Annotated in this window: 24 protein-coding genes; 17 read left to right on the forward strand and 7 right to left on the reverse strand. The window is 34.9% G+C overall.

The window, feature by feature from the left end; translation table 11 throughout:
* The first annotated feature begins 39 nt into the window (after positions 1-39).
* The gene (locus tag ACULEU_RS07765; protein WP_445452031.1) at positions 40-567 is read left to right on the forward strand and encodes a hypothetical protein; all 528 of its coding nucleotides are present in this window, start codon (positions 40-42) and stop codon (positions 565-567) included.
* 47 nt (positions 568-614) lie between these two features.
* Here the strand turns inward: ACULEU_RS07765 and ACULEU_RS07770 are convergent, their stop codons facing one another.
* On the reverse strand, positions 615-965 hold the full coding sequence (locus ACULEU_RS07770) for a 4Fe-4S dicluster domain-containing protein (RefSeq protein ID WP_445452032.1): 351 nt from the start codon (positions 963-965) through the stop codon (positions 615-617).
* A 160-nt stretch (positions 966-1,125) separates the two neighbouring features.
* Between ACULEU_RS07770 and ACULEU_RS07775 the strand changes: the two genes are divergently transcribed.
* From ACULEU_RS07775 to ACULEU_RS07800, 6 genes are all read left to right on the forward strand, one after another.
* Positions 1,126-2,184, forward strand: a complete 1,059-nt coding sequence (locus ACULEU_RS07775; protein ID WP_445452033.1) for an acyl-CoA reductase — start codon at positions 1,126-1,128, stop codon at positions 2,182-2,184.
* 126 nt (positions 2,185-2,310) lie between these two features.
* The gene (serC, locus tag ACULEU_RS07780; protein ID WP_445452034.1) at positions 2,311-3,402 is read left to right on the forward strand and encodes a 3-phosphoserine/phosphohydroxythreonine transaminase; all 1,092 of its coding nucleotides are present in this window, start codon (positions 2,311-2,313) and stop codon (positions 3,400-3,402) included.
* A 118-nt stretch (positions 3,403-3,520) separates the two neighbouring features.
* On the forward strand, positions 3,521-4,483 hold the full coding sequence (locus ACULEU_RS07785; RefSeq protein ID WP_445452035.1) for a D-2-hydroxyacid dehydrogenase: 963 nt from the start codon (positions 3,521-3,523) through the stop codon (positions 4,481-4,483).
* 60 nt (positions 4,484-4,543) lie between these two features.
* The gene (locus tag ACULEU_RS07790; protein ID WP_445452036.1) at positions 4,544-5,110 is read left to right on the forward strand and encodes a hypothetical protein; all 567 of its coding nucleotides are present in this window, start codon (positions 4,544-4,546) and stop codon (positions 5,108-5,110) included.
* 106 nt (positions 5,111-5,216) lie between these two features.
* The gene (locus ACULEU_RS07795; RefSeq protein ID WP_445452037.1) at positions 5,217-5,651 is read left to right on the forward strand and encodes a DUF6146 family protein; all 435 of its coding nucleotides are present in this window, start codon (positions 5,217-5,219) and stop codon (positions 5,649-5,651) included.
* 27 nt (positions 5,652-5,678) lie between these two features.
* Positions 5,679-5,999 (forward strand): DUF6787 family protein, encoded by a 321-nt coding sequence (locus tag ACULEU_RS07800; protein ID WP_445452038.1) that lies wholly within the window; start codon positions 5,679-5,681, stop codon positions 5,997-5,999.
* A 48-nt stretch (positions 6,000-6,047) separates the two neighbouring features.
* Here the strand turns inward: ACULEU_RS07800 and folE are convergent, their stop codons facing one another.
* Positions 6,048-6,719: a GTP cyclohydrolase I FolE gene (gene folE, locus ACULEU_RS07805; protein WP_445452039.1), complete on the reverse strand. Its 672-nt coding sequence runs from the start codon at positions 6,717-6,719 to the stop codon at positions 6,048-6,050.
* Positions 6,720-6,864: 145 nt separating this feature from the next.
* On the opposite strand from folE, the gene ACULEU_RS07810 reads away from it, so the two are divergent.
* The 3 genes from ACULEU_RS07810 to ACULEU_RS07820 are packed head-to-tail and all read left to right on the forward strand — an operon-like array spanning position 6,865 to position 9,980.
* On the forward strand, positions 6,865-7,524 hold the full coding sequence (locus ACULEU_RS07810; RefSeq protein WP_445452040.1) for an ABC transporter ATP-binding protein: 660 nt from the start codon (positions 6,865-6,867) through the stop codon (positions 7,522-7,524).
* Between the two features lie 4 nt (positions 7,525-7,528).
* The gene (locus ACULEU_RS07815; RefSeq protein ID WP_445452041.1) at positions 7,529-9,223 is read left to right on the forward strand and encodes an LIC_10190 family membrane protein; all 1,695 of its coding nucleotides are present in this window, start codon (positions 7,529-7,531) and stop codon (positions 9,221-9,223) included.
* Positions 9,216-9,980 carry a TIGR02757 family protein gene (locus ACULEU_RS07820; RefSeq protein ID WP_445452042.1) on the forward strand — a complete coding sequence of 255 codons (765 nt, stop codon included), beginning with the start codon at positions 9,216-9,218 and terminating at the stop codon, positions 9,978-9,980. Before ACULEU_RS07815 ends, ACULEU_RS07820 begins: the two co-directional genes overlap by 8 nt.
* A gap of 56 nt (positions 9,981-10,036) precedes the next feature.
* Here the strand turns inward: ACULEU_RS07820 and ACULEU_RS07825 are convergent, their stop codons facing one another.
* The 4 genes from ACULEU_RS07825 to ACULEU_RS07840 form a co-directional block, all read right to left on the reverse strand.
* On the reverse strand, positions 10,037-10,990 hold the full coding sequence (locus tag ACULEU_RS07825; RefSeq protein ID WP_445452043.1) for a transporter: 954 nt from the start codon (positions 10,988-10,990) through the stop codon (positions 10,037-10,039).
* Between the two features lie 5 nt (positions 10,991-10,995).
* The gene (locus tag ACULEU_RS07830; RefSeq protein WP_445452044.1) at positions 10,996-12,033 is read right to left on the reverse strand and encodes a cytochrome-c peroxidase; all 1,038 of its coding nucleotides are present in this window, start codon (positions 12,031-12,033) and stop codon (positions 10,996-10,998) included.
* A 55-nt stretch (positions 12,034-12,088) separates the two neighbouring features.
* On the reverse strand, positions 12,089-12,889 hold the full coding sequence (locus tag ACULEU_RS07835; protein ID WP_445452045.1) for an MbnP family protein: 801 nt from the start codon (positions 12,887-12,889) through the stop codon (positions 12,089-12,091).
* Positions 12,890-13,017: 128 nt separating this feature from the next.
* Positions 13,018-13,341 (reverse strand): hypothetical protein, encoded by a 324-nt coding sequence (locus ACULEU_RS07840; protein ID WP_445452046.1) that lies wholly within the window; start codon positions 13,339-13,341, stop codon positions 13,018-13,020.
* Positions 13,342-13,523: 182 nt separating this feature from the next.
* Between ACULEU_RS07840 and ACULEU_RS07845 the strand changes: the two genes are divergently transcribed.
* Positions 13,524-13,904, forward strand: a complete 381-nt coding sequence (locus tag ACULEU_RS07845; protein ID WP_445452047.1) for an iron chaperone — start codon at positions 13,524-13,526, stop codon at positions 13,902-13,904.
* Positions 13,905-13,929: 25 nt separating this feature from the next.
* Complete coding sequence (locus ACULEU_RS07850) at positions 13,930-15,984, forward strand: M3 family metallopeptidase (protein ID WP_445452048.1); 2,055 nt, start codon at positions 13,930-13,932, stop codon at positions 15,982-15,984.
* 103 nt (positions 15,985-16,087) lie between these two features.
* Here the strand turns inward: ACULEU_RS07850 and ACULEU_RS07855 are convergent, their stop codons facing one another.
* Positions 16,088-16,546, reverse strand: a complete 459-nt coding sequence (locus tag ACULEU_RS07855) for a response regulator (protein ID WP_445452049.1) — start codon at positions 16,544-16,546, stop codon at positions 16,088-16,090.
* 383 nt (positions 16,547-16,929) lie between these two features.
* On the opposite strand from ACULEU_RS07855, the gene ACULEU_RS07860 reads away from it, so the two are divergent.
* The 5 genes from ACULEU_RS07860 (at position 16,930) to ACULEU_RS07880 (ending at position 22,505) form a co-directional block, all read left to right on the forward strand.
* On the forward strand, positions 16,930-18,273 hold the full coding sequence (locus ACULEU_RS07860; protein WP_445452050.1) for a DEAD/DEAH box helicase: 1,344 nt from the start codon (positions 16,930-16,932) through the stop codon (positions 18,271-18,273).
* A gap of 90 nt (positions 18,274-18,363) precedes the next feature.
* Positions 18,364-20,292 (forward strand): vWA domain-containing protein, encoded by a 1,929-nt coding sequence (locus tag ACULEU_RS07865; protein ID WP_445452051.1) that lies wholly within the window; start codon positions 18,364-18,366, stop codon positions 20,290-20,292.
* The gene (locus tag ACULEU_RS07870; RefSeq protein ID WP_445452052.1) at positions 20,289-21,545 is read left to right on the forward strand and encodes a dihydroorotase; all 1,257 of its coding nucleotides are present in this window, start codon (positions 20,289-20,291) and stop codon (positions 21,543-21,545) included. The genes ACULEU_RS07865 and ACULEU_RS07870 overlap by 4 nt, the downstream gene beginning before the upstream one ends.
* Positions 21,538-21,864, forward strand: a complete 327-nt coding sequence (locus ACULEU_RS07875) for a hypothetical protein (protein ID WP_445452053.1) — start codon at positions 21,538-21,540, stop codon at positions 21,862-21,864. The genes ACULEU_RS07870 and ACULEU_RS07875 overlap by 8 nt, the downstream gene beginning before the upstream one ends.
* Positions 21,865-21,866: 2 nt before the next feature.
* Complete coding sequence (locus ACULEU_RS07880; RefSeq protein ID WP_445452054.1) at positions 21,867-22,505, forward strand: alpha/beta hydrolase; 639 nt, start codon at positions 21,867-21,869, stop codon at positions 22,503-22,505.
* Positions 22,506-22,509: the final 4 nt, after the last annotated feature.

Raw genomic sequence — 22,509 nt, forward strand, 5'->3', positions numbered from 1 at the left:
ATGTAGATTTGTATCTTACTAATCATTAAAAGAAATATCATGAAAACGACAGCATTAGGTATGTTTGCCCTTTTACTTTCTTTGAGCACTCAAGCTCAGAATCAGAATAAGAAAGTAGAAACGATTACGACAACCACAACGGTTAAAGACAACAAAGGTGAGCGTAAAGTAGTTAAAAATGAAGAAGTTAAAGAGGTTCAGGATATCCAACTTAAAGAAGTTCCAGAAGGAACTTTAAATACTGACATTCAGCCAACACCAACTCAAGTAACAGCAATAACGAAAGTTAATATTAATGGTGAAGAAAGAATCGTTGATGTCGATCGTTCTGCGTATTATTCTTATAATGGCGAGAAATATCAGGTGCTTTCAGACAAGTCGGGTTACACTGTTAGCACGCCAAACAACGTTTCTTTGCTAAGAAGAACAGCTAACAATACTTACATCTATAAAAATAAAGACAAATTTTCTATAGGTCATTTTGATGCTAATGGCAATTTGGTTTTGGAAACCTATAATGAAAAAACAGATACCGTTTCTGTAGAAGTATTCAATTTACAGAAATAATTTTTGCTTAAAACTTAAAAATCCTGAACTCTCGTTCAGGATTTTTCTTATTCGTTATGTAAAAAGGATTGTCTATTGAGCAACGTTTCTTCACTTTCTACATGATTATCATCCGGGACACAACAATCTACCGGACATACGGCAGCACATTGGGGTTCTTCGTGAAAACCTTTACATTCGGTACATTTACCTGGCACAATATAGTAAATATCATCTGAGATTGGCGTTTGTGCCGCATCAGAATCCACTTCAGTACCATCAGGCAAAATTACTTTACCTCTTAGTTTAGTTCCATCTTTATATCTCCAGTCATCGGCGCCTTCGTAAATAGCTGTGTTTGGACATTCCGGTTCACAGGCACCGCAGTTGATACATTCGTCAGTTATTATGATTGCCATATTTCAAGTCTAAAAAGGTTAAAAGTCTAACGTAATCAAGTCTAAAATACCATAAAAGTAAAACGATTTACATCTTTTGACTTTCGACTTTTGACTTTCGACTATATTAGCCTTATTTTTGCGCAAAATTACAATCAAAACACCTTATATACAAATCTAAATGAACTCTATTAACACAAAATTGTCTTTTGTTGCATTAGGAACGTTTTTACGTCAATTCACATCGAACGAACAGGTTCCACATGATGGCGTACTTTACAATGATTTGTACTTTGAGAAGTTTAAAGATTTGATAGCATTGTCGCAGTCTCACAACGGTTGGTTTACTCCGGAACAAGTGTATTTTGCCATTCAGTCTTGGGCGGAAGCCTTGCAAGAAGAAAATTTAGATCAATGGTTATCCCAATACGACTTCAACAAGGCAACGTCTAAAAATGTTGGTTTGATTATGGCTGGAAATATTCCGTTGGTGGGTTTTCACGATTTTTTATCGGTGTTAATTTCTGGACATAAAGCTTTGGTCAAATTATCCTCAAATGACCAGCATTTGATAAAGTTTTTAGCGGATTACCTTATTAGTGTTGAACCTCGCCTTTCGGAATACCTCTTTTTTGTAGACGGAAAATTAGACAATTTTGATGCCGTAATTGCAACAGGAAGTAACAACACAGCGCGTTATTTCGAATTCTACTTCAAAAACAAGCCCAGCATTATTAGAAAAAACAGGAATTCCGCTGCAGTGTTAGATGGTAGTGAAACTCATGAGGATTTGATTGGTCTTGGAGAAGATATTTTTAGGTATTTTGGATTAGGATGTCGCAACGTATCGAAACTATTTGTACCGAAAGGCTATAATTTTGATGCTTTTTTTAAAGCGATGTATGAATACAAAGACGTGATTTTCTACGAAAAATATTCCAACAATTACGATTATAATAAAGCGGTGTTTCTGATGAGCAATTTTAAATTGTTGGATAACGAATTTCTGACGTTGAAAGAAGATGCAAGTTACGCCTCTCCTATTTCATCTGTTTTTTATGAAAACTATGATAGTTTAGCGGATTTACAAAAAAGATTGGAAAATGATGCTGAGCAAATTCAGTGTATTGTATCCAAAAATCTGATTCCGAATTCGATTCCGTTTGGCAAAACACAGAAACCGGAGCTTTGGGATTATGCTGATAATGTGGATACTCTGAAGTTTTTAGCAACATTATAATATTCTCAAAATTGTTATAAACTATAACGTTTTCGTTAATAACATCGCGGTATTATTGCCATATTCTAATCTCTTTTTACATAGGGGTTTCCGAAATTTGCAACTCAATTTTAGAAATCTGCCACCATGAAAAAACATAATTACAGTGCCGGTCCGTGCATTTTACCACAAGAAGTATTTGAAAAATCGGCTCAAGCGGTTTTGAATTTTAATAATTCTGATTTATCCCTACTCGAAATTTCGCACCGAAGTAAAGACTTTGTTGCCGTAATGGAGGAAGCACGTGCTTTGGTTTTGGAACTTTTAGGTTTGGAAGGCAAAGGATATCAAGCGTTGTTTTTGCAAGGTGGTGCCAGTTTAGAGTTTTTGATGGTTCCGTATAACTTGATGAAAACAGAGGGAAAAGCCGCTTATTTAGACACGGGAACTTGGGCTAATAATGCCATAAAAGAAGCCAAACTTTTTGGAGAAACTGTTGTGGTTGCTTCCTCAAAAGAACAGAATTACAATCATATTCCAACGAATTATAGTATTCCGACGGATGCCAATTACTTTCACTGTACGAGTAACAATACCATTTTTGGAACACAAATGAAATCGTTTCCAAAAACCGACATTCCAGTGGTTTGCGATATGAGTTCTGATATTTTTTCCAGAAGTTTAGACTTTACACAATTTGATTTGATCTATGCCGGTGCACAGAAAAACATGGGAGCAGCTGGAACGACTTTAGTTGTGGTGAAGGAAGAAATCCTTGGAAAATCAGGCAGAGCGATTCCGAGTATTTTGGACTATGAGAAGCACATTAAGGCTGAAAGTATGTACAATACGCCAGCGGTTTTTGCAGTCTACACTTGTTTATTGACCTTGCAATGGTTAAAAAGTCAAGGAGGTATTGTTGCCATTGAAAAAGTTAACGAAGCAAAAGCGACATTGTTGTATAACGAAATTGACAGAAATCCGTTATTCATTGGAACAGCGGACAAAAAAGACCGAAGCAGTATGAACGCAACGTTCTTATTGGTAGATGAGAAAAATCAGGAGGTTTTTGACAAAATGTGGAAAGAAGCAGGAATTTCGGGTATTGCCGGACACCGTTCTGTTGGTGGTTACAGAGCTTCTATGTACAATGCGTTGCCTTTAGAAAGTGTGCAGGTTTTGGTAGATGTGATGAAAAAGTTAGAGGAAGTTGTAAAACAAAACGAAGTTACTGTTTAAGCAAAAACCCTAGCCCCGATTGCAACGGCATCCTTTTGCGCAAGCAAAAGATATAGTGGAAAGCGGGAAACAGCTTCTAAAAATTCAAAATTTATAATTCAAAATTTAAAATAACAAAATGAAAGTATTAGCCAACGATGGAATTTCTCAAAGCGGTATCGACGCTTTACACAAAGGTGGTTTTGAAGTAATTACCACAAAAGTAGCTCAGGAACAGGTTGCCAATTATATCAATACACATGATGTAGCTGTAGTTTTAGTACGCAGCGCTACTAAGGTTAGAAAAGATATTATTGATGCTTGTCCGGGACTAAAAATCATTGGTCGTGGCGGCGTTGGTATGGATAATATTGATGTGGATTATGCTCGTAGTAAAGGGATACACGTAATTAATACTCCGGCTTCCTCGTCAGAAAGTGTGGCCGAATTGGTATTTGCGCATTTGTTTACCGGTGTTCGTTTTCTTCAGGATGCTAACAGAAACATGCCCTTGGAAGGTGATACCAACTTTGATGGTTTGAAAAAAGCGTATGCTAACGGAATTGAGTTAAGAGGTAAAACGCTGGGGATTATAGGTTTTGGCAGAATTGGACAAGCTGTTGCTAAGATGGCACTTGGATTGGGAATGAAAGTGATTGCAGCCGATAAATTTGTGACTAAAGCTGAAGTTAAAGTAGATTTTTATAACGGTCAATTCATAAATGTTGCTTTTGAGACAGAGCCTTTAGAAGATGTCTTCAAGCATTCCGATTTTATTACGCTTCACGTTCCAGCTCAGGAAGGATACGTAATTGGTGAAGCTGAGTTTCAAATGATGAAAGACAATGTAGGTATTGTGAATTGTGCCCGTGGCGGTGTTATTGACGAAGTTGCATTGATTGCTGCTTTGGATGCTGGTAAAGTTTTGTTTGCTGGTTTGGATGTTTTTGAAAACGAACCTACTCCCGAAATTCAGATATTAATGCACCCGAAAATTTCGTTGACACCACATATCGGAGCCGCAACATTGGAAGCCCAAGACCGAATTGGAACCGAATTAGCGGAGCAGATTATCAGTCTGTTAAAAACTGAAAACGTATAATCCTTTTTTTAGTTATAGAATATTTAGCTACATTTAATCTAAATTTTAAAAACTAAAAATATGTTTGAACAATTATCCGACTTAGTAAAAAAATTTGGTAACGATGCGGTTGTAAATAATGCTGCTGTACCTAACGAACATAATGACGCTGTAATGGATGAAGCCGGAACTTCTATCCTTGATGGTTTAAAAGAAATGGTTGCCAACGGAAATACAGCTGATTTAGCAGGTTTGTTTCAAGGTAATAATGCTTTTGATGCCTCTAATCCAGTGGTACAACAATTGACTGAAAAATTATCAGGCAACCTTGGAGAAAAATTCGGACTAAATTCTGAAGACGCTTCGGGTGTTGCCGGAAGTTTAATTCCGAAAGTATTAGGTTCTTTAGTAGGTAAAGCAAAGGATCCCAATGACAGTAGTTTTCAAGTTTCAGATATTATCAGCGCCATCACAGGTGGTGATTCTGAAAAAGGTGGTGGAATTATGGATGCGATTTCAAAATACGGTGGACAATTTGGTTTAGACCAAGATGGAGACGGACAAGTTGGTATTAGTGATGCTGTGGCTGCTGTATCCAAAAAATCAGGAGGTTTAGGAGGTTTGTTAGGCAAACTTTTTGGAAAATAGTATGTGTATAAATAATGAAAAGCCACGCCATAGCGTGGCTTTTTTATTTGTTAAAGTTGGAACAATAAAGTTTGGTTTTTTGTAAATTTACAGAAAATAAAAAGCTATGAAAAAGATAGCGCTTACCCTAATTCTACTTGTCGCAATGGCTTCCTGTCACTTCGATAAAAACATTACTACTAAAGCAAAGACGCCTGATACTCCAAAAGCTTCAGATGTGGTTAGAATTGCCAATGACTCGCTAGAATATGAAGTCTTAATTATTGATGCTGGATTTAATTCTTGGTTACTCGGAAATGCAAGACCAAGAGGTTTTTACTCGGAAACCTATCTTGAAAATAAAAATCAGATTTATGTAAACGAATGGAACAATAGAGCCCTACAGCCACAACGTTTTAATTCCGATTTGTACGAAATGCAAATAAATTATGATCCCAACATACATTACGGCTATGAAGTAAACTATTTGATTTATAATTATATGGTTTATTTTCAGATCAAAAACAGACAACAATTAGCTGGATTTGTACCAAGCCCATAATCTCTTATATTTGTAGAAAATTCGCGTATGGCAAGTTTTAAAGAACGGTGGAACATAAAATCAAACTGGCAAGTATTTGTAATTCTTGTAGTTTTTGCTGTAACAGGTTCATCTGCCGCATTGCTTTCGAAGCCTGTTTTAGCGTTTTTTGGGATAAGTAAAGGTGAAGTTTCGAATTGGATTTATTATCCTTTATACATAATTTTAATCTTTCCTATTTATCAGGTTTTATTAGTCAGTTTCGGATTTCTCTTTGGTCAGTTTACCTTCTTTTGGGCCTTTGAAAAGAAAATGCTAAAAAGTTGTGGCTTAGGATTTTTACTTCCTAAAAAAGAAAATCCCGAATAATTTCGGGACTTTCAATTCAAAAAACTTATAAATATGTAACCCTAAACTTTATTTTTCTTGGTGCATTAGGTTAAAGAAATCATTTCTGTTTTCTTTATCATTAAAAATGCCACCGTATTGTATGGTTGATGTAAAACTGCTTTCATCCTTGATACCTCTGCTAGAAACACACAAATGTTTAGCTTCCATAACCACAATAACACTGTCAGTTTCTAAAACCGATTTTAGTTCGTTAAAAATCTGCATGATCAAACGTTCCTGCACTTGAGGACGACGTGAATAGTAATCTACAATTCTATTTAACTTTGATAGACCAATTACTTTGCCACTAGAAACATATCCAATGTGTGCTTTACCAATAATGGGTAAAAAATGATGCTCACAAGTCGAATTAAAACTGATATTAGCTTCCACTAACATTTTGTCATAGTGGTAGGAATTTTCAAAAACGGATATCTTGGGTTTATTGTCTGGATGCAATCCGGAAAATATTTCTTGTATAAACATTTTGGCCACTCTATGAGGTGTCCCTTTCAAACTGTCATCGGTCATGTCTAGACCAATTTCTTCCATAATGGCATGAAAATGATTTTCGATTACAGTCATCTTCTCTTTATCAGATTTTAAAAACGCATCTGGTCTAAGTGGCGTATCGGCGGATGTCATTTGATGGTTATCTCCAATCAACTCAAATATTTCTTTTTCTATAGCTGTATCCATGTGTCTATTTTTGTTTAACAAATTTAATGAATAATTAAACAAATAAATTTAGTTAACAAAACTTTATAAATTATTCATGCATAAATAAAAACTATACTTCACAAAAAAAGGAAAATACTTTGTTACTTTGTGAAAAATAAAATTGATGATAACCGCGAAAAACTTATACAAATACTACGATAAATTACATGTTTTAAAGGGTGTTGATTTACATATCAAACAAGGTGAAATCGTATCTATTGTTGGTGCTTCCGGAGCGGGTAAAACTACATTGCTGCAACTATTGGGGACATTAGATATTCCCGAAAAATCAAGTGACACCTCACTTGAAATAAACGGTGAAAACCTATTGATAATGAAAGACAAAGCTTTGTCAAAATTTAGAAATACGCACTTGGGTTTCATCTTCCAATTTCATCAATTATTACCCGAATTTACGGCTTTGGAAAACGTTTGTATTCCGGCTTACATTGCGGGAAAAGAAAAAAAGGAAACAGAAATAGAAGCTATAAAATTATTGAACTATCTTGGTTTGTCCGAACGTATCCATCATAAACCAAATGAGCTTTCAGGCGGAGAACAACAACGTGTCGCTGTAGCTCGAGCTTTAATAAACAAACCCGCCGTTATTTTTGCCGATGAACCCTCCGGAAATTTAGATACCGCTTCGGCTGAAAATCTGCATCAATTATTTTTTAAATTACGGGATGAATTTGGACAAACCTTTGTTATTGTCACTCATAATGAAGAATTTGCCAATATGGCCGACCGAAAGTTGGTCATGAAAGACGGACTAATCGTTTGACCTTATGATACTCATTCTACTTAGTTGGATTTATGTGTTTTTTACAGCGACCGCATTTGGAATTGCTTTTTCAAAAGTTGTGCGAATCCAACGCTTTGATGTTGTAATGACGAGTATTTTAGGTTTGTTCTCGATAACAATTTTGGCAACAGTTTGGGCTTTTATTGATTCAATTGCCCTTGCTTTTCATAGTATCTTGCTAGTGCTTTCCCTCCTATTTTGGTTCAATAACAAAACTACATTTGCGTCCATTCTCACTACTGGCTGGAATCAAATTAGGTCTTTCTCCTTACCTATCAAGCTCTTGTTAGCGGTGAGTAGTGTTTTGATTTTGGCCCAAAGTGCCACGTTTCCCTTTATTATTGACAATGAAAGCTATTACGTCCAAACGATAAAATGGCTAAATGAATACGGATTTGTAAAAGGATTAGCGAATCTACATTTGTTTTTAGGACAAACCAGCGGTTGGCATATTACGCAAAGTGTCTATAGTTTTTCTTTTTTGTATGACCGGTTTAATGATTTAAACGGATTTTGCTTTTTACTAGTGAATTTATTTGCGTTTCAAAAATTGCAACACTATTTCAAGACTAGTGACCGAATGGATTTAGTTTTTGGATTATTACCAGTAACCTATTTGTTACTATTTCAATTTGTAAGCGCTCCATCGCCCGATTTACCTATTTATCTTTTAGCATTTTTGTTATTTTCTGAATACCTGCAAAATGACAACAAAAAAGAATGTTTTACTATCATAAGTATACTAGCTCTGTATATGGTTTTCATCAAGGTAACTTCTGTTGTTATATTGATATTCCCCTTAATTTTATGGATTCGTAATTTCAAAGTTGTAAAAAATGAGGCTTCAAAAATTATGCTTATCGGATTTGTAGTACTTGTGTTATTTGTTTCCAAAAATACAATACTGACCGGTTATCCACTATTTCCTTTATTAAATTTCAGATTGGATGCTTTCGAATATACTGTTCCCAGTATTATCATGGATTTTTTCTTTAGCAAAAGCATGCTTCACTCCTTTTACATTCCGAACAATGAATTTGAAACCATGTCTGTATGGGAAATTATAAAACACTATTTCTTAGCTAACAGACTACTTGGTTTTGTAGCGGTTGCTTCATTAGTATTGCTTTTTGTTACTCCATTTGTTGTAATCAAAAAGCGTTTGACTTCAAAAATTTGGACCATTTATGTTGCATTCATACTAACAGTGGTTCTGTTGAGTTTCAGCTCTCCTCAATATCGTTTTTATATTTATTTCAGTTTATTTTTCTTGTTACTAGTAGTGTCTTTGGTAGTTTTCAAACCAAAGTGGATTCTCGGTTTATTATCGGCAAGCCTCATTTTTACAGCAATGACACTACTTACTCCTCTAAATTTTAATCGGATAACGTCCAACAATTTTATGGCGCAGAACAACACTTTTCGTTTTAAAAACATCCTTATTCCTGAGCCAGTATCGAGATGGAAACCCGAATACCGTGGCGGAAGTGTTGGCAATATGCATTATCATTCACCATTGGATACTTCCTTTTTTTGGGTAACCGGAAATGGAAAATTACCCTGTATCAATGCGCTACAATTAGAATATTTTCACAAAGGTTTTTTTTACATTCCGCAACAACGAAGCATAGAATTAAAAAATGGTTTTTATTCCCAAAAAGTAAGTGGCAATGAATAAATCGGAACTCCAAGAATTTTTGGATGAAAAAGTGGTGCTGTATAACAATCCGACCTTTATCGATAGTGATCCTATTCAGATTCCACATCAGTTTTCGATAAAAGAAGACATCGAAATTGCGGCATTCCTGACAGCAACCATTGCCTGGGGAAACCGCAAAATGATCATCAAAAATAGTAAACGCATGATGGACTTGATGGGAAATTCTCCCTATGATTTTGTGATGACACATACCGATTCGCAACTGGAAAAACTGGACGGATTTGTGCATCGGACCTTCAACAGCATCGATTTACAAACATTTATAAAAGCATTACAGCATATTTATCGAAATCATGAAGGTTTGGAGATGGCATTTGCCAAAAACCAACAGCCATTGTCGATGCAGTTGAGTATAGCAGCATTTAAAAAGTCGTTTTTCGAAATCAATCATCAATATCGTAGCACCAAGCACGTTTCTGACCCGATGCAGGGTTCAGCAGCTAAAAGAATCAATATGTTTTTGCGTTGGATGTGCCGCAAGGATAATGCCGGAGTGGATTTTGGTTTATGGAACAGTATTGCTCCGGAATCGCTTTCGTGTCCTTTAGATGTGCATTCAGGGAATGTGGCGCGAAAATTAGGATTGCTAACGCGAAAGCAAAATGACGGAAAAGCACTTGCCGAACTTGATACAGCTTTGCGTCAACTTGACCCTAAAGATCCTGTAAAATATGACTTTGCGTTATTTGGACTAGGCGTTTTCGAAAATTTCTAAAAAGAAAAAAGGAACAAGTAAAACTTATTCCTCATTTCCAAGATGTGATAACTTATTTAAAGACTGTAATTCAAGTTCAAACTCCATCGATACTTCGCTTCTACTCTATCGTTTGCTAAGTTTTGAGTAATTGGAAGCATGACATTAGCTCCTAATGAGAATTTATCTTTTCCCATTTCAAAACCCAATTTTCCAAACAATATACTTCCCGAAGATTCCCTAACTATTTCAGAATATTGATAGTTACTAACGTATACTTCGCCAGCAAAGCCTAGTTGTGGCGCCATAGAAAACCGATCTTTTTCATGTAAATAGAAAAAAGTGCTTGAATAGTTAAGCTGATTCCCAAAACGATATTGTTTATTATTTTCAGTTTTGATGGTATAATTGAGCATAGTATTCAAACCAAACTGCTTTCTCTTGACAATATATTCGGTTGCTAAAATATAATCCCAACTTCCTGTTCCAACCTGAAAACTCGGATTTACATTACCCGCATTGGCCTGATCAAATTTACCTGTAGGTGCTTTAAATCCACCACCAACTTGAAGCGTGTGAACCAAGTAGGTACTGTCTTTGAGAGTCTGATACAAACGATACATAGCTAAAACAGTCACATCACCAATTCCGTTTATCGTTTCATTACCGGATACCGTTTCTCTTTGATGAAAATGGTACGGAAGCAAAGCAGAAATTTGAATATTCTTATAAACTGGGATTCGAGCCCAAATTTGAACCGTGTTAAAATTCTCGTTGTACCAAGGGGAATTGCTGTACAAACCATCAGAACTTTTATACTGTTGATTGAAATAACGAACGCCTACAAAATTGGTATTTAACATCGAGGCAAAACCCATACTTCCGCCACTGGCTGAACAACCACAAGCATCACACAAGATACTTTCAGGAATAGCAAATTGTCGAAAAGGGTTTGTTTTTGGAGTATCTGTCTTGGCAATTGCAACCATAAATTGAAACGCCATCAAAATCATTAGAATATTTTTTTTCATTTCAATTAAAATTCTGAAAATCGACTGTCAGTCAGATATTCATTGTCGGTTAATGTTTTGAGGAAAGCGATGATTTTTGTCTTTTCTGAAGTTGACATAGGAATTCCAAGTGTTCCCGAAGCATTTAGACTTGGGTCAAGTGTGGCAGAATTTACAATTCCGGAACTATAATGATCTAATACCGCTTCTAAACTCAAGAACCTTCCATCGTGCATATAAGGTTTTGTTTTTTCGACATTTCGCAAACTCGGCACTTTAAATTTATATTTATCCGCATCATCCAGTGTTACTCTGTAGCGTCCAATATCGTTTACAATAGGATTTACAGGTAATCCATTATTTCTAAAGGAATTATCAGTAAACAAATCGGTTGCATGGCAACTTGCACATTTTTGATTAAAAAGGGCATAACCTTCACGTTCCTCTTGAGTTAAAGTACCGCCACTTTCATTTCTTCGAAACTTATCGAACCTCGAGTTTGAGGAAGTAACCATTACTAAAAACTGCGCCATTGCTTTGAGCATGTTTTCAGTATTTATAGGTTTTCCCGGAAAAGCTAAGCCAAATAATTTTCGGTATTCTTTATCGCCATTCATCATAGCGACAATTTGAGAAAAATTGCCATGCATCTCAATGTCACTAGTAATTGGAATTATAGGTTGTAAATTCAAATGATCAGTTGCGCCATCATACATAAAAGTGGTTTGAAAACCCAAGTTTTGTATTGATGGTGAATTTCGGGTTCCGGTTTGTCCGTTGACACCTTGACTTACCGTATGACCATGGTGTGTAAAAGCATGCTGTTGTTCGTGACAAAAGCCACATGAAATAGTTCCATCTGAAGATAATCTTCCATCATAGAATAATTTTCGGCCAAGTTCAAATCCCTTTTGGGTAATTGGATTGCCATTTATATCATAAGCTAAAGGTGGAAAATTACTTGGAACCTGATAATTGATAGGAACATCAACATACTTGTCATCATCATCGGAACAACTCCATAACAACGACAATATGAAAAACAATAGATATTTTGTTTTCATTTTAGTATTTAATTAAAAAAAGCAGTCGGTTAAACCGACTGCTTTTTAATTAATATTAGTCGTTGTGTACGTGATCTACAGAGAACATCGCAGAAAGGTTTGCCGTAATAAGAGGTAAAGTAGCACCACTCATAATCATAGCGCCCATACCACTCATATTATTATCTGTCAAACTAACTTTGTTGGTTCCATCAATAATTTTCGAAACATCAGAAAAAATATGAACGTCCGGAGTTATTGTAGTTCTAACCATAGCTTTTTCTGGAAAGTTTAAAGTAACGCTATTGTAATTATAATTAGCCCCTGATTTTCCTGTATGCACCATAAAAGTCGTTGGTGTAGTCACAGTTGATGACGTAAAGTTTCCTTCAAAAAGTAGGTGTTTATATCCGGCGCTCCATGTCCATGCCATGTCTTCGTTTTGCGCAGCAGCAAAGAAATCACCTTGCACCGTTTCACCAGCATTATATCGCTCTTCATCTACTCCGATTCCGAATTTAATTTTAGTATAATTTCCTGCTGGGATGTTTAATAATTCTAAAACATGAGAGGCTTCATTAGCTTCACTGACAATAAAATAGCTTTGTGTTTTTGGATAGACATATACCGTACCATCCTCTTTGGTTAATTCAACATTACTGATGATGTATTTTACGTCTGAAATGTTTAAAGTTTCTCCTTGTGAAGTAACATTTGCCTGAGAGTTCAAGATTAAATTAGCACTTCCAAAAACGTTGTCAAATTCTACTTTTAGACTACCTACTCCGGTAATATCATTATTATCGTCACTAGAACAAGAAGCCAAAGTAAGTGTGATTGCCATTGCGGCAACTATATTTTTTAATTGAAATTTCATTTTTTTATTTATTTAAAGTTTATAATAATATCGTCGGAAGACTCATTTCTTCTAACAATTTTGAACATAAGTACATTCAATTCGCCATAATTGGGAACTGAAAATAAGACATGATAGTGCTCTAGACTTTAAATAAAATAACTTGGTGGATGAAAAGTAGCCGTAATAACCAAATGAGAATACAAGTTGGAATAGTTACTGTTTAATTGATGCTTTTGTGAAAATGTCGCTACAGAAAATGCAATAATCTTTACTTCTTGATAAAATAAAATTTCAAATTCCTTGACGGTTATTTTTTTATCGGAGATTGGTTTTTCATCATCTGCAGCTTTGGCAAGCTCTTGCATCAAATGACATTTACCGTTACATTGCATTTGTGGTTTTTCCTTATTAACACAAAGCACTTTTGAAATATAATCATAGTTGACAACATATTCAACAATTGGTGACAACGGTTTGAATAAGATAAAAAATGTGACTATGAGAACAATATTTTTCACGCCACAAAAGTAAATCATAAATAAGATTATTTCAAAACTTATTTATAAAAATTATTGGCATTACATAACAGTTTTTGTCAACTACAAAAAATCGATTATCTTTAGCGTAAATTATATTATCGATAACAAAAAGCATGAAAATTGATTTTAAATCGGTTGACGAGTATATTACAACGTTTCCACTAGAGATTCAATCTATATTGAAAACCATTAGAACACTAGTCTTGAAAAAAGCACCAGAGGCAACAGAAAGTATAGCTTATGGAATGCCGGCTTACAAACTCAATGGCAAACCTTTGATTTATTTTGCCGCCTATAAAAATCATATCGGATTTTATGCCACGCCAACTGGTCACGAGGCTTTTGCCAAAGAACTTTCCGTTTACAAACAAGGAAAAGGATCGGTACAGTTGCCATTAGATCAAGACATTCCATTCGACTTGATTGAGAAGATTTTGATCTTTCGAGTAAACGAAAATCTCCAATACACAAAAACAAAATATCAACTTCAATAAATCTTATCTATTAAATACCAACAAAATGACATTAAAAAAGAATTTCAATTATTTAACGATTACGCTTTGTTTGTTTTCAATTTCGAGCAGTTATGGTCAATTTACTGTGAATAAAAAAAATCCGTTTTTGGTAGATAAAAATGTTCCTGTAGAGTATGCAAAAGTTACTTCGAGTGATATCGAACTGTATGCTCAAAAAACACTAAACGATGTTACCTCTATGGTAAATGCTATAAAAAGAGCAGATGAGGCTTCCTTTTCCAATGTATTCGGAATGATGGATGAGATCAAGAATAAGATTTCAGCAACAAGCAATAATTGTTTCATGTTGTATTGGGTATCGCCTGATGCAGAAATCAGAGCAAAAGGTTTGGCTGGATATCAAGTATTAGACTCGTTAACTACAAGTATTTATTCGGATAAAGAAATTTATTCTAAAATGATAAACTTTAAAGCATCACCTTCCTATGCAGAATTCAAAGGCCATAAAAAGAACTTAGTTGATGATATGATTCTTGGCTTTGAGCTTTCTGGCGTTAATCTAAGTGAAGAGAAATTAGCGAAATACAAAGCACTATCTAAAGAAATTAGTGAACTTTCTACGGATTATTCCAATAATATGAATTCCTCAAAAGACGTATTGATTTTGGATAAAAAGGGAGCCGAAGGTTTGCCGGAAAGTTTCATGAATAATTATAAAAATGCAGACGGAAAGTATGAAATTCCGGTCATAAATGCAACCAATGAAACAGTCATGAGCAATGCCGAACTTGAAGAAACAAGAAGAGCTTATTACTTCAAATTTTTTAACAGAGCTGCCGATAAAAATATTGCCATTCTAGATCAAATGGTAAAAAAGCGTGATGAGCTGGCAAAGCTATTAGGCTATTCAACCTTTGCAGCATACAGTTTGGTCCCTAAAATGGCAAAAAATCCTGAAACTGCCTGGACGTTTATTAACGATTTGATTAGTCGAGTAAAAAATAAAGCCAAAGCCGATGTTGCCTTGTTGGAAAACGAAAAAAATAGTTCTGGCAAAACTAAGAACTCTAAATTGGAGCCTTGGGATATTGCTTATTACAAAAATAAAATTCAGAAAAAACAGTACAATGTTAATAATGAAGAATTGAAAGATTACTTTCCGATGGAACAGTGTCTAAAAGGAATGTTGGATATCTATCAAAAACTACTTGGATTTGAATTTAAAAAAGTACCAAATCCATCCGTATGGCATGAAGAAGTTGAAATGTATGAAGTATATGAAAACAATAAGCTGAAAGGTAGATTTTATATGGATCTTTTCCCAAGACCAAACAAAGAAACTTGGTTTTATGGCGTCAATATTGTTTCTGGTAAAGGCGATGAAATCCCGGTTTCCATGTTGTTGGGCAATTTTACAAGACCTACTAAAACACAACCTTCCTTACTTAGTCAAAAAGAATTGAAAACGCTTTTTCACGAATTTGGGCACATTGTAAACATGATGTCTTATCATGGAGAATTTTCGTCGCAATCAGATTCGAAAGCGGATTTCACCGAATCGATGTCGCAGTTGTTTGAAAATTGGATTGCCGATTACAGTATCGTAAGCACCTTTGCCAAAAACTATAAAACCGGAAAAGTATTGCCTAAAGCAACTTTCGATAACATGCAGAATTCTAAAAAAGTGGCTTCTGGTTTGGGCACGATTCAATCGTTACAACGTTGTTTGTACGATATGAATTTATACGACAAATACAATGCAAATAATCCAATTTCTACAGATGAATTGTGGAGAACTATAGATAAGGAATTAGATGTAATGACTTTTTATGTTGAAGGAACGCATTATCAGGCGAATTGGATTCACATCAATACGCATCCAGTTTACTACTATGGCTACCTTTGGTCTGAAGTATACGCTATGGATATGTTTACAGCCTTTGAAAAAAATGGACTCACTGATACCAAAACCGGAATCCGTTACCGTGAGTTAATCCTTGCCAACGGAACACAAAAAGATATTGTAAAAGCTGTTGAAGAATTTTTAGGAAGACTTTCAAATAATAAGGCGTACATCAAAAGTCTCGGACTTGAATAAAATAGTCGTATTTAAATAAACCCAATGAACCCTTTTATACAAATACAAAAGGGTTCATTTTTTATTGGAAAGGAAGTGATTTAGAAATTGAATTCGTCAAAAATTACGCAGAATAATGCACTAAGAAATTACTTTTGGTGAGCAAATGGGACTTGTTAATATTCTCCAATGCACCTGAAATAATTTCCTTTAAATTATCAAAAAGGGTTGGTTTTACGTAGTAACGACTAACTCCTTGTTCAAAGGCTTCTTCGATATCTTCAGGATTGCAATAGGTACTTAAAATAACAATTTCCAAGTCCTTAAACCGAATATCTGAAGATTTTATCTTTTCCACACAATCGATTCCGCTTAGTTTAGGCATATTAATATCCAAAAAAATAATATCGGGAACAAGTGAATTGGGGTCACTTAATCGTTCAATCAATTCAAAACCACTACTGATTTCCACCAATATAGTATCTTCATCAATTTTCGAAAGTGCTTCTGAGAATAACTCTCTATCTTCTTGATCATCATCAACCAAAAAAATATGTTTGTACGCGTTTTGTGGCTCTGTCATTTTTTTAATTATGATGGTTTAAAAAAGAACTTCAAACATTTAAAAATTTATAAAGTACCATCTTCAAAAATCAGTAAAGGCTTTACATATCTCCTTGTTTGTAAAAATATCAAATCTCGATTAACAATAATCAGTCCAAAATCATAAATTAGATAACTTTAACATATGTCATTTAATCGAAATGTCTTTAAAACACCTTATATCAATGGTTTTAATAAAATTATAATTACAAGAGATATTTAAAATACTAAAAGATAATTCGTTTTAACTTTTACCTTTTGAAGCCAAAAATAGGAGGTTTCGAGCGCTAAATCAGAATTCCCTATCTTTGCGCCATCTGAGACTAATAATTGGTCTAACTGATACCATAAATTACGACTAAAATGAGCACTTTCGAGCAATTCAATCTTCCAAAATCACTTCAAAAAGCCATAGATGAATTAGGGCTGACTACGCCTACTCCAATTCAGGAAAAATCATTTTCGGTGATTATGTCGGGTCGCGATATGATGGGGATTGCGCAAACCGGAACAGGAAAGACATTTGCCTATTTACTTCCTATTCTAAAACAATGGAAGTTTGTGGCCACAGACACCCCAAGGGTTATGATCATTGTTCCAACAAGAGAACTTGTAGTTCAGGTTGCCGCCGAAGTGGAAAAACTTACACAATTTATGTCCGTTCGAACCTTAGGCGTTTATGGAGGTGTTAATATCAATACTCAAAAAAAGGCCGTTTATCAAGGCATTGATGTTTTGGTAGGAACTCCGGGTCGAATTATGGATTTGGCTTTAGATAATGTAATCCGTTTTGACAGCTTACAGAAATTGGTTATTGATGAATTTGATGAAATATTAAATTTAGGATTTAGATTTCAGATTACTTCCATTTTAACCATGCTCAAAAACAAACGTCAGAACATTTTATTCTCAGCCACAATGACCGATGATGTCGATGAAATGCTAGATGAATATTTTGAGTTTCCCGAAGAAGTTTCTTTGGCACAAAGTGGTACGCCATTAGAAAAGATTGAGCAATTAGGATATAAAGTTCCCAACTTTTTAACCAAAGTCAATCTGATTATTGAACTACTCCGAGATGAAGCTTGCGAAAGGGTTTTACTTTTTGTGAACAATAAAAAAACAGCCGATTTATTGGCCGATAAATTAGAAGAAGTTTATCCGGAGCAATTTGGAGTCATACACTCCAATAAATCACAGAATTATCGTTTGCAAACGATGGCTACTTTTCAAGACGGCGCTATTAGAGGTATTGTAACCACAGATGTAATGGCTAGAGGTTTGGATATTTCAGATATTACACACGTTATCAATGTAGAATTTTCGGAAATTCCGGAACAATACATTCACCGAATTGGTCGAACCGGTCGTGCCGATAAATCGGGAATCGCTATTAGTTTAATCAGTCCACGTGAAGAAGAAATCAAGATTGAAGCTGAAATGTTGATGGAAAAAGAAATCACTTTTATCCCTTTACCCTCTAATGTTGAAGTTGCGGTCCGTTTATTGGAATTTGAAAAGGACAAGAAAAAAATGAAAGTCATTTTAAAAACCAATAAACTTGAAGGTGGCGCATCATTTCATGAAAAAGCCAAGAAAAACACTAAAGTAAATCTTGGCGGTCCATCAAAAACAAAGAAAAAAACCGGAACATCGGTAAATAGAAACATCTTGAAAACCCGCGCTGCAAAAAGAAAAAAGAAGTAACAAAGCACAAGCGTTTTTCATTCATAAAAATTTTGCGAACGGAGTCGAAAAACTGAAAACTATAATTATCTTTGACAAACAATAATTGAAATGCAGTTTAAACACCCAGAAGTACTTTATTTTCTCTTCTTATTGGTTATCCCAATTCTGGTTCATTTATTTCAGCTCCGTCGTTTCAAAAAGGAATACTTTACCAACGTACAATTCTTAAAAGAACTTTCAATACAAACCCGTAAAAGTTCCACCATCAAAAAATGGTTATTACTTTTAACTCGTTTGCTTCTTTTAACGTTTCTGATTTTCGCTTTTGCCCAACCCTTTTTTGCCGCAAAAGACAGCACTAAGAATACCAATGAAATGTATATTATTTTGGACAATTCCTATAGCATGCAAGCCAAAGGAAAGAAAGGAGAGCTATTAAAACGTGCTATTCAGGATTTATTAGAGCACAGTCCGGAAACACAAAGTTTTTCATTGATTACCAACTCCGATAATTATTGGAATACGGATATTAAATCGATTCAAAAAGAGTTGCAAAACCTTAAATACAGTGCTTCGCCATTCCGATTAGAAAATCTCATTGCCAAAGTTAATGCCCGAAAATCAGCTTTTAATAAAGACATTATTGTAATCACTGATGCTATTGGTTTGGAGGAAAATCAAGCCAAAAGTTTCAAAAAGGAAGACAATGTGTATTTCTTTATTCCCGAAGCCGAGCAGAAGAACAATATTGCTATTGATAGTGTTTTCGTTCAGCAAACTCTTGATAATTTCTATGAACTAGGCATAAAATTATCTGCAAACGGAGATGATTCAAAAGATGTTTCGATTGCGCTGTACAACAACAATAAATTATCAGCAAAAACAGTAATCAACTTCGAAACCAAAGAGAAAACCATCAATTTTACAATTCCAAAAGAAGATTTTCACGGCTATGTTTCGATTGCAGATAAAGGCCTGGCTTATGACAATACTTATTATTTTAGTATTTCAAAACCTAGTAAAACAAATGTAATCAGCATCGGCGACAACGATAAAAGTAATTTTCTTGGAAGAATTTACACAAATGACGAGTTCAACTACACCAATTTTCCTATTGCTTCTTTAGATTATAACTTATTGGAAAAGCAAGATGCCATTGTTTTAAATGAACTTACCGATATTCCGCAAGCCTTGCAAACTACATTGAAATCCTTTGTCAATAAAGGGGGAAATCTTGTTGTAATTCCTGCTCAAGAGAGTAATGCTAGTACACTGAATTCGTTTCTATCCAATTTTGGTGCACTACAATTTAAAACAATAACTTCGAGTGAAAAGAAAGTGACTAAAATCAATTTTAATCATCCTTTGTTTAGTGCGGTTTTTGAAAAGAAGATTGACAATTTTCAATATCCATCCACCAAAACTTCCTTCGAGTTAAGCACTACAACTCCAGCCGTTTTAACGTATGAAGATCAAAGTGCTTTCCTGACCTCGTTGCCTAATGACTTATCCGCTATTTATGTTTTCGCAGCACCAATAAACAAGCAAAACAGTAATTTTCAGAATTCGCCTTTAATTGTTCCCACTTTTTTTAATATGGCTCAAAACATTCAGAAAACGGGCGTTAGTGCGATTGTTATCGGTGAAAATCAACCATTTGTTGTAGATGCTTTAGTAACAAAAGATGAAATATTGTCGGTAAAAAATGCCACTGAAAGTTTTATTCCGGTACAGCAATTACTAAATACCAAAGTTAAAATGACCTTTGGTGACAATCCTATAGAAGCTGGAAATTTTGGTGTTGTAAATGGAGAAAAATTAGTGCAAAACATCAGTTTCAATTATAATAGAACGGAAAGCAATTTGGCATTAGCAAATCCGGATATTGCCAATGAATTCAAGGAAGTTGAAGATATTGAAAGTATTTTTAATACGATTCAAATCGATAGAACCGACACACAAATCTGGAAATGGTTTGTTATTTTAGCCTTACTCTTTTTAGCATTAGAATTACTCATTCAAAAATTTGTAAAATGAACCTAATCATCCGAAAAGCCACAATTGTAGATTCCGAAAGTCCGTATCATAATCAGACTGTCGACATAAAAATAACCCAAGGCATTATCGAGGAAATAGGCATTTCGCTTTTGAATAGTGATACTCACGAAGAGTTTCATCAGGATAATTTGTATGTTTCCCAAGGTTGGTTTGACACAAGTGTTTCATTAGGTGAGCCAGGATTTGAAGATCGGGAAACCATCATAAACGGTTTGGAAGTTGCCGCTAAAAGCGGTTTTGCCGGAATTGCATTGCAGCCCAACTCTTATCCTATCATCGATAATCAATCACAAGTACATTTTGTAAAACAGAAAGCGGTTAATGCTGCGACCGAACTATATCCAATTGGTGCTTTAACCAAAGGAAGTGAAGGGAACGATTTAGCGGAACTTTTTGACATGAAAAACGCCGGAGCTGTTGCTTTTGGTGATTATAATAAAAGTTTGTCAAATGCCAACCTAATGAAAATCAGCCTACAATATGTACAGGATTTTGATGGATTAGTCATTGCTTTTTGTCAGGATGCCACTATCAAGGGCAATGGTGTGGCTAATGAAGGTATCGTTTCAACGAGATTGGGATTAAAAGGGATTCCTAATTTATCGGAAGAACTTATCGTGGCACGGAATTTATTCTTGTTAGAATATACCGGCGGAAAATTGCACATTCCGACTATATCTACAACTAAATCAGTAGCCTTAATCAGAGAAGCTAAAAAGAAAGGTTTACAGGTGACATGCAGCGTTACCGTGCATCATTTGGTTTTGACGGATGAAAAACTGGAAGGCTTTGATACTCGATACAAAGTGTCGCCACCATTGAGAAATGAAGACGATCGAAAAGCGTTACTAGAAGCAGTTTTAGACAATACCATCGATTGCATTACAAGTGACCACAATCCGATTGATATCGAAAATAAAAAAATGGAATTTGATTTGGCTAAAAACGGAACCATCGGTTTGGAAAGCGCTTTCGGAGCTTTGTTAACACAACTTCCATTAGAAATTATTATAAATAAAATGACTTTCGGTAAGAATTTGTTAAATATTGAAAGACAGAAAATTGCAGAAAATAAAAAAGCATCAATTACTTTGTTTACTATTGATAATTCTTGGACTTTTGGAAAAGAACATATTTTATCCAAATCTAAAAACTCAGCCTTTTTAGGACACGCTATGAAAGGAAAAGCAATCGGAATATACAATCAAGGAAAATTAGTTATCAATGGATAAGCAAATCATAGACGAGGGAAAAGCAGCAGCGATAACCAGTTATATTCTGATAGTTGGAGTTTTGATTGCGTTATCAATGAATTCAGAAAACAAAAACAAATTCGCTTCTTTTCATATTCGACAAGGACTCGGATTAACGGTAACATTTATTGTTTTGGGAGTTTCCATCAGTAGTTTTAAAAGTATTTTTGTAGCCGCTCCGATGTGGATATTTATATCTGTTTTAACTATTTATGGAATTTTTACTGCCGCCAAAGGAGAAACAACACCACTTCCGCTATTAGGAGGTATATTTCAAAAAGTTTTTAAAAGCATTTAATCATGACCTTAGAATATCTAGTTAGAGAACCTAAAATAAAGCAAGATAAAAACCCTTTGCTCCTATTGCTTCACGGTTATGGCAGTAACGCCGAAGATTTATTTTCATTTGCTTCTGAACTTCCTGATGAATATTATGTAATATCGGCTCAGGCTCCTTTTGATATGATGTATGGCAGTTATGCTTGGTACGCTATTAATTTTGATGCTGATGAAAATAAGTTTTCTGACATAGGACAAGCTAGAGCTTCACGCGATATAATTGCTAATTTTATTGACGAATTATCGGCTGCTTTACCAATTGATGCTGCTAATGTAACCTTAATCGGATTTAGTCAGGGTTGTATTTTAAGTTATGCCGTTGCCTTGTCTTATCCGGAAAAAGTACAGCGTGTAGTCGCCATGAGTGGTTATCTGAATACTGAAATGGCTGTGGATGACTACATTGATAACGATTTAAGTACGTTGAAAATATTTGCTTCACACGGAACTGTTGATCAAGTTATTCCTGTCGAATGGGCTCGAAAATCGATACCCGTTTTAGAAGATTTAGGCGTTTCAATAATCTATAAAGAGTATCCTGTTGGACATGGTGTAGCTCCGCAAAACTTCTTCGATTTTAAAAATTGGTTGCAGTCATAAAAAC

This window comes from Flavobacterium sp. 25HG05S-40 (assembly GCF_052654735.1).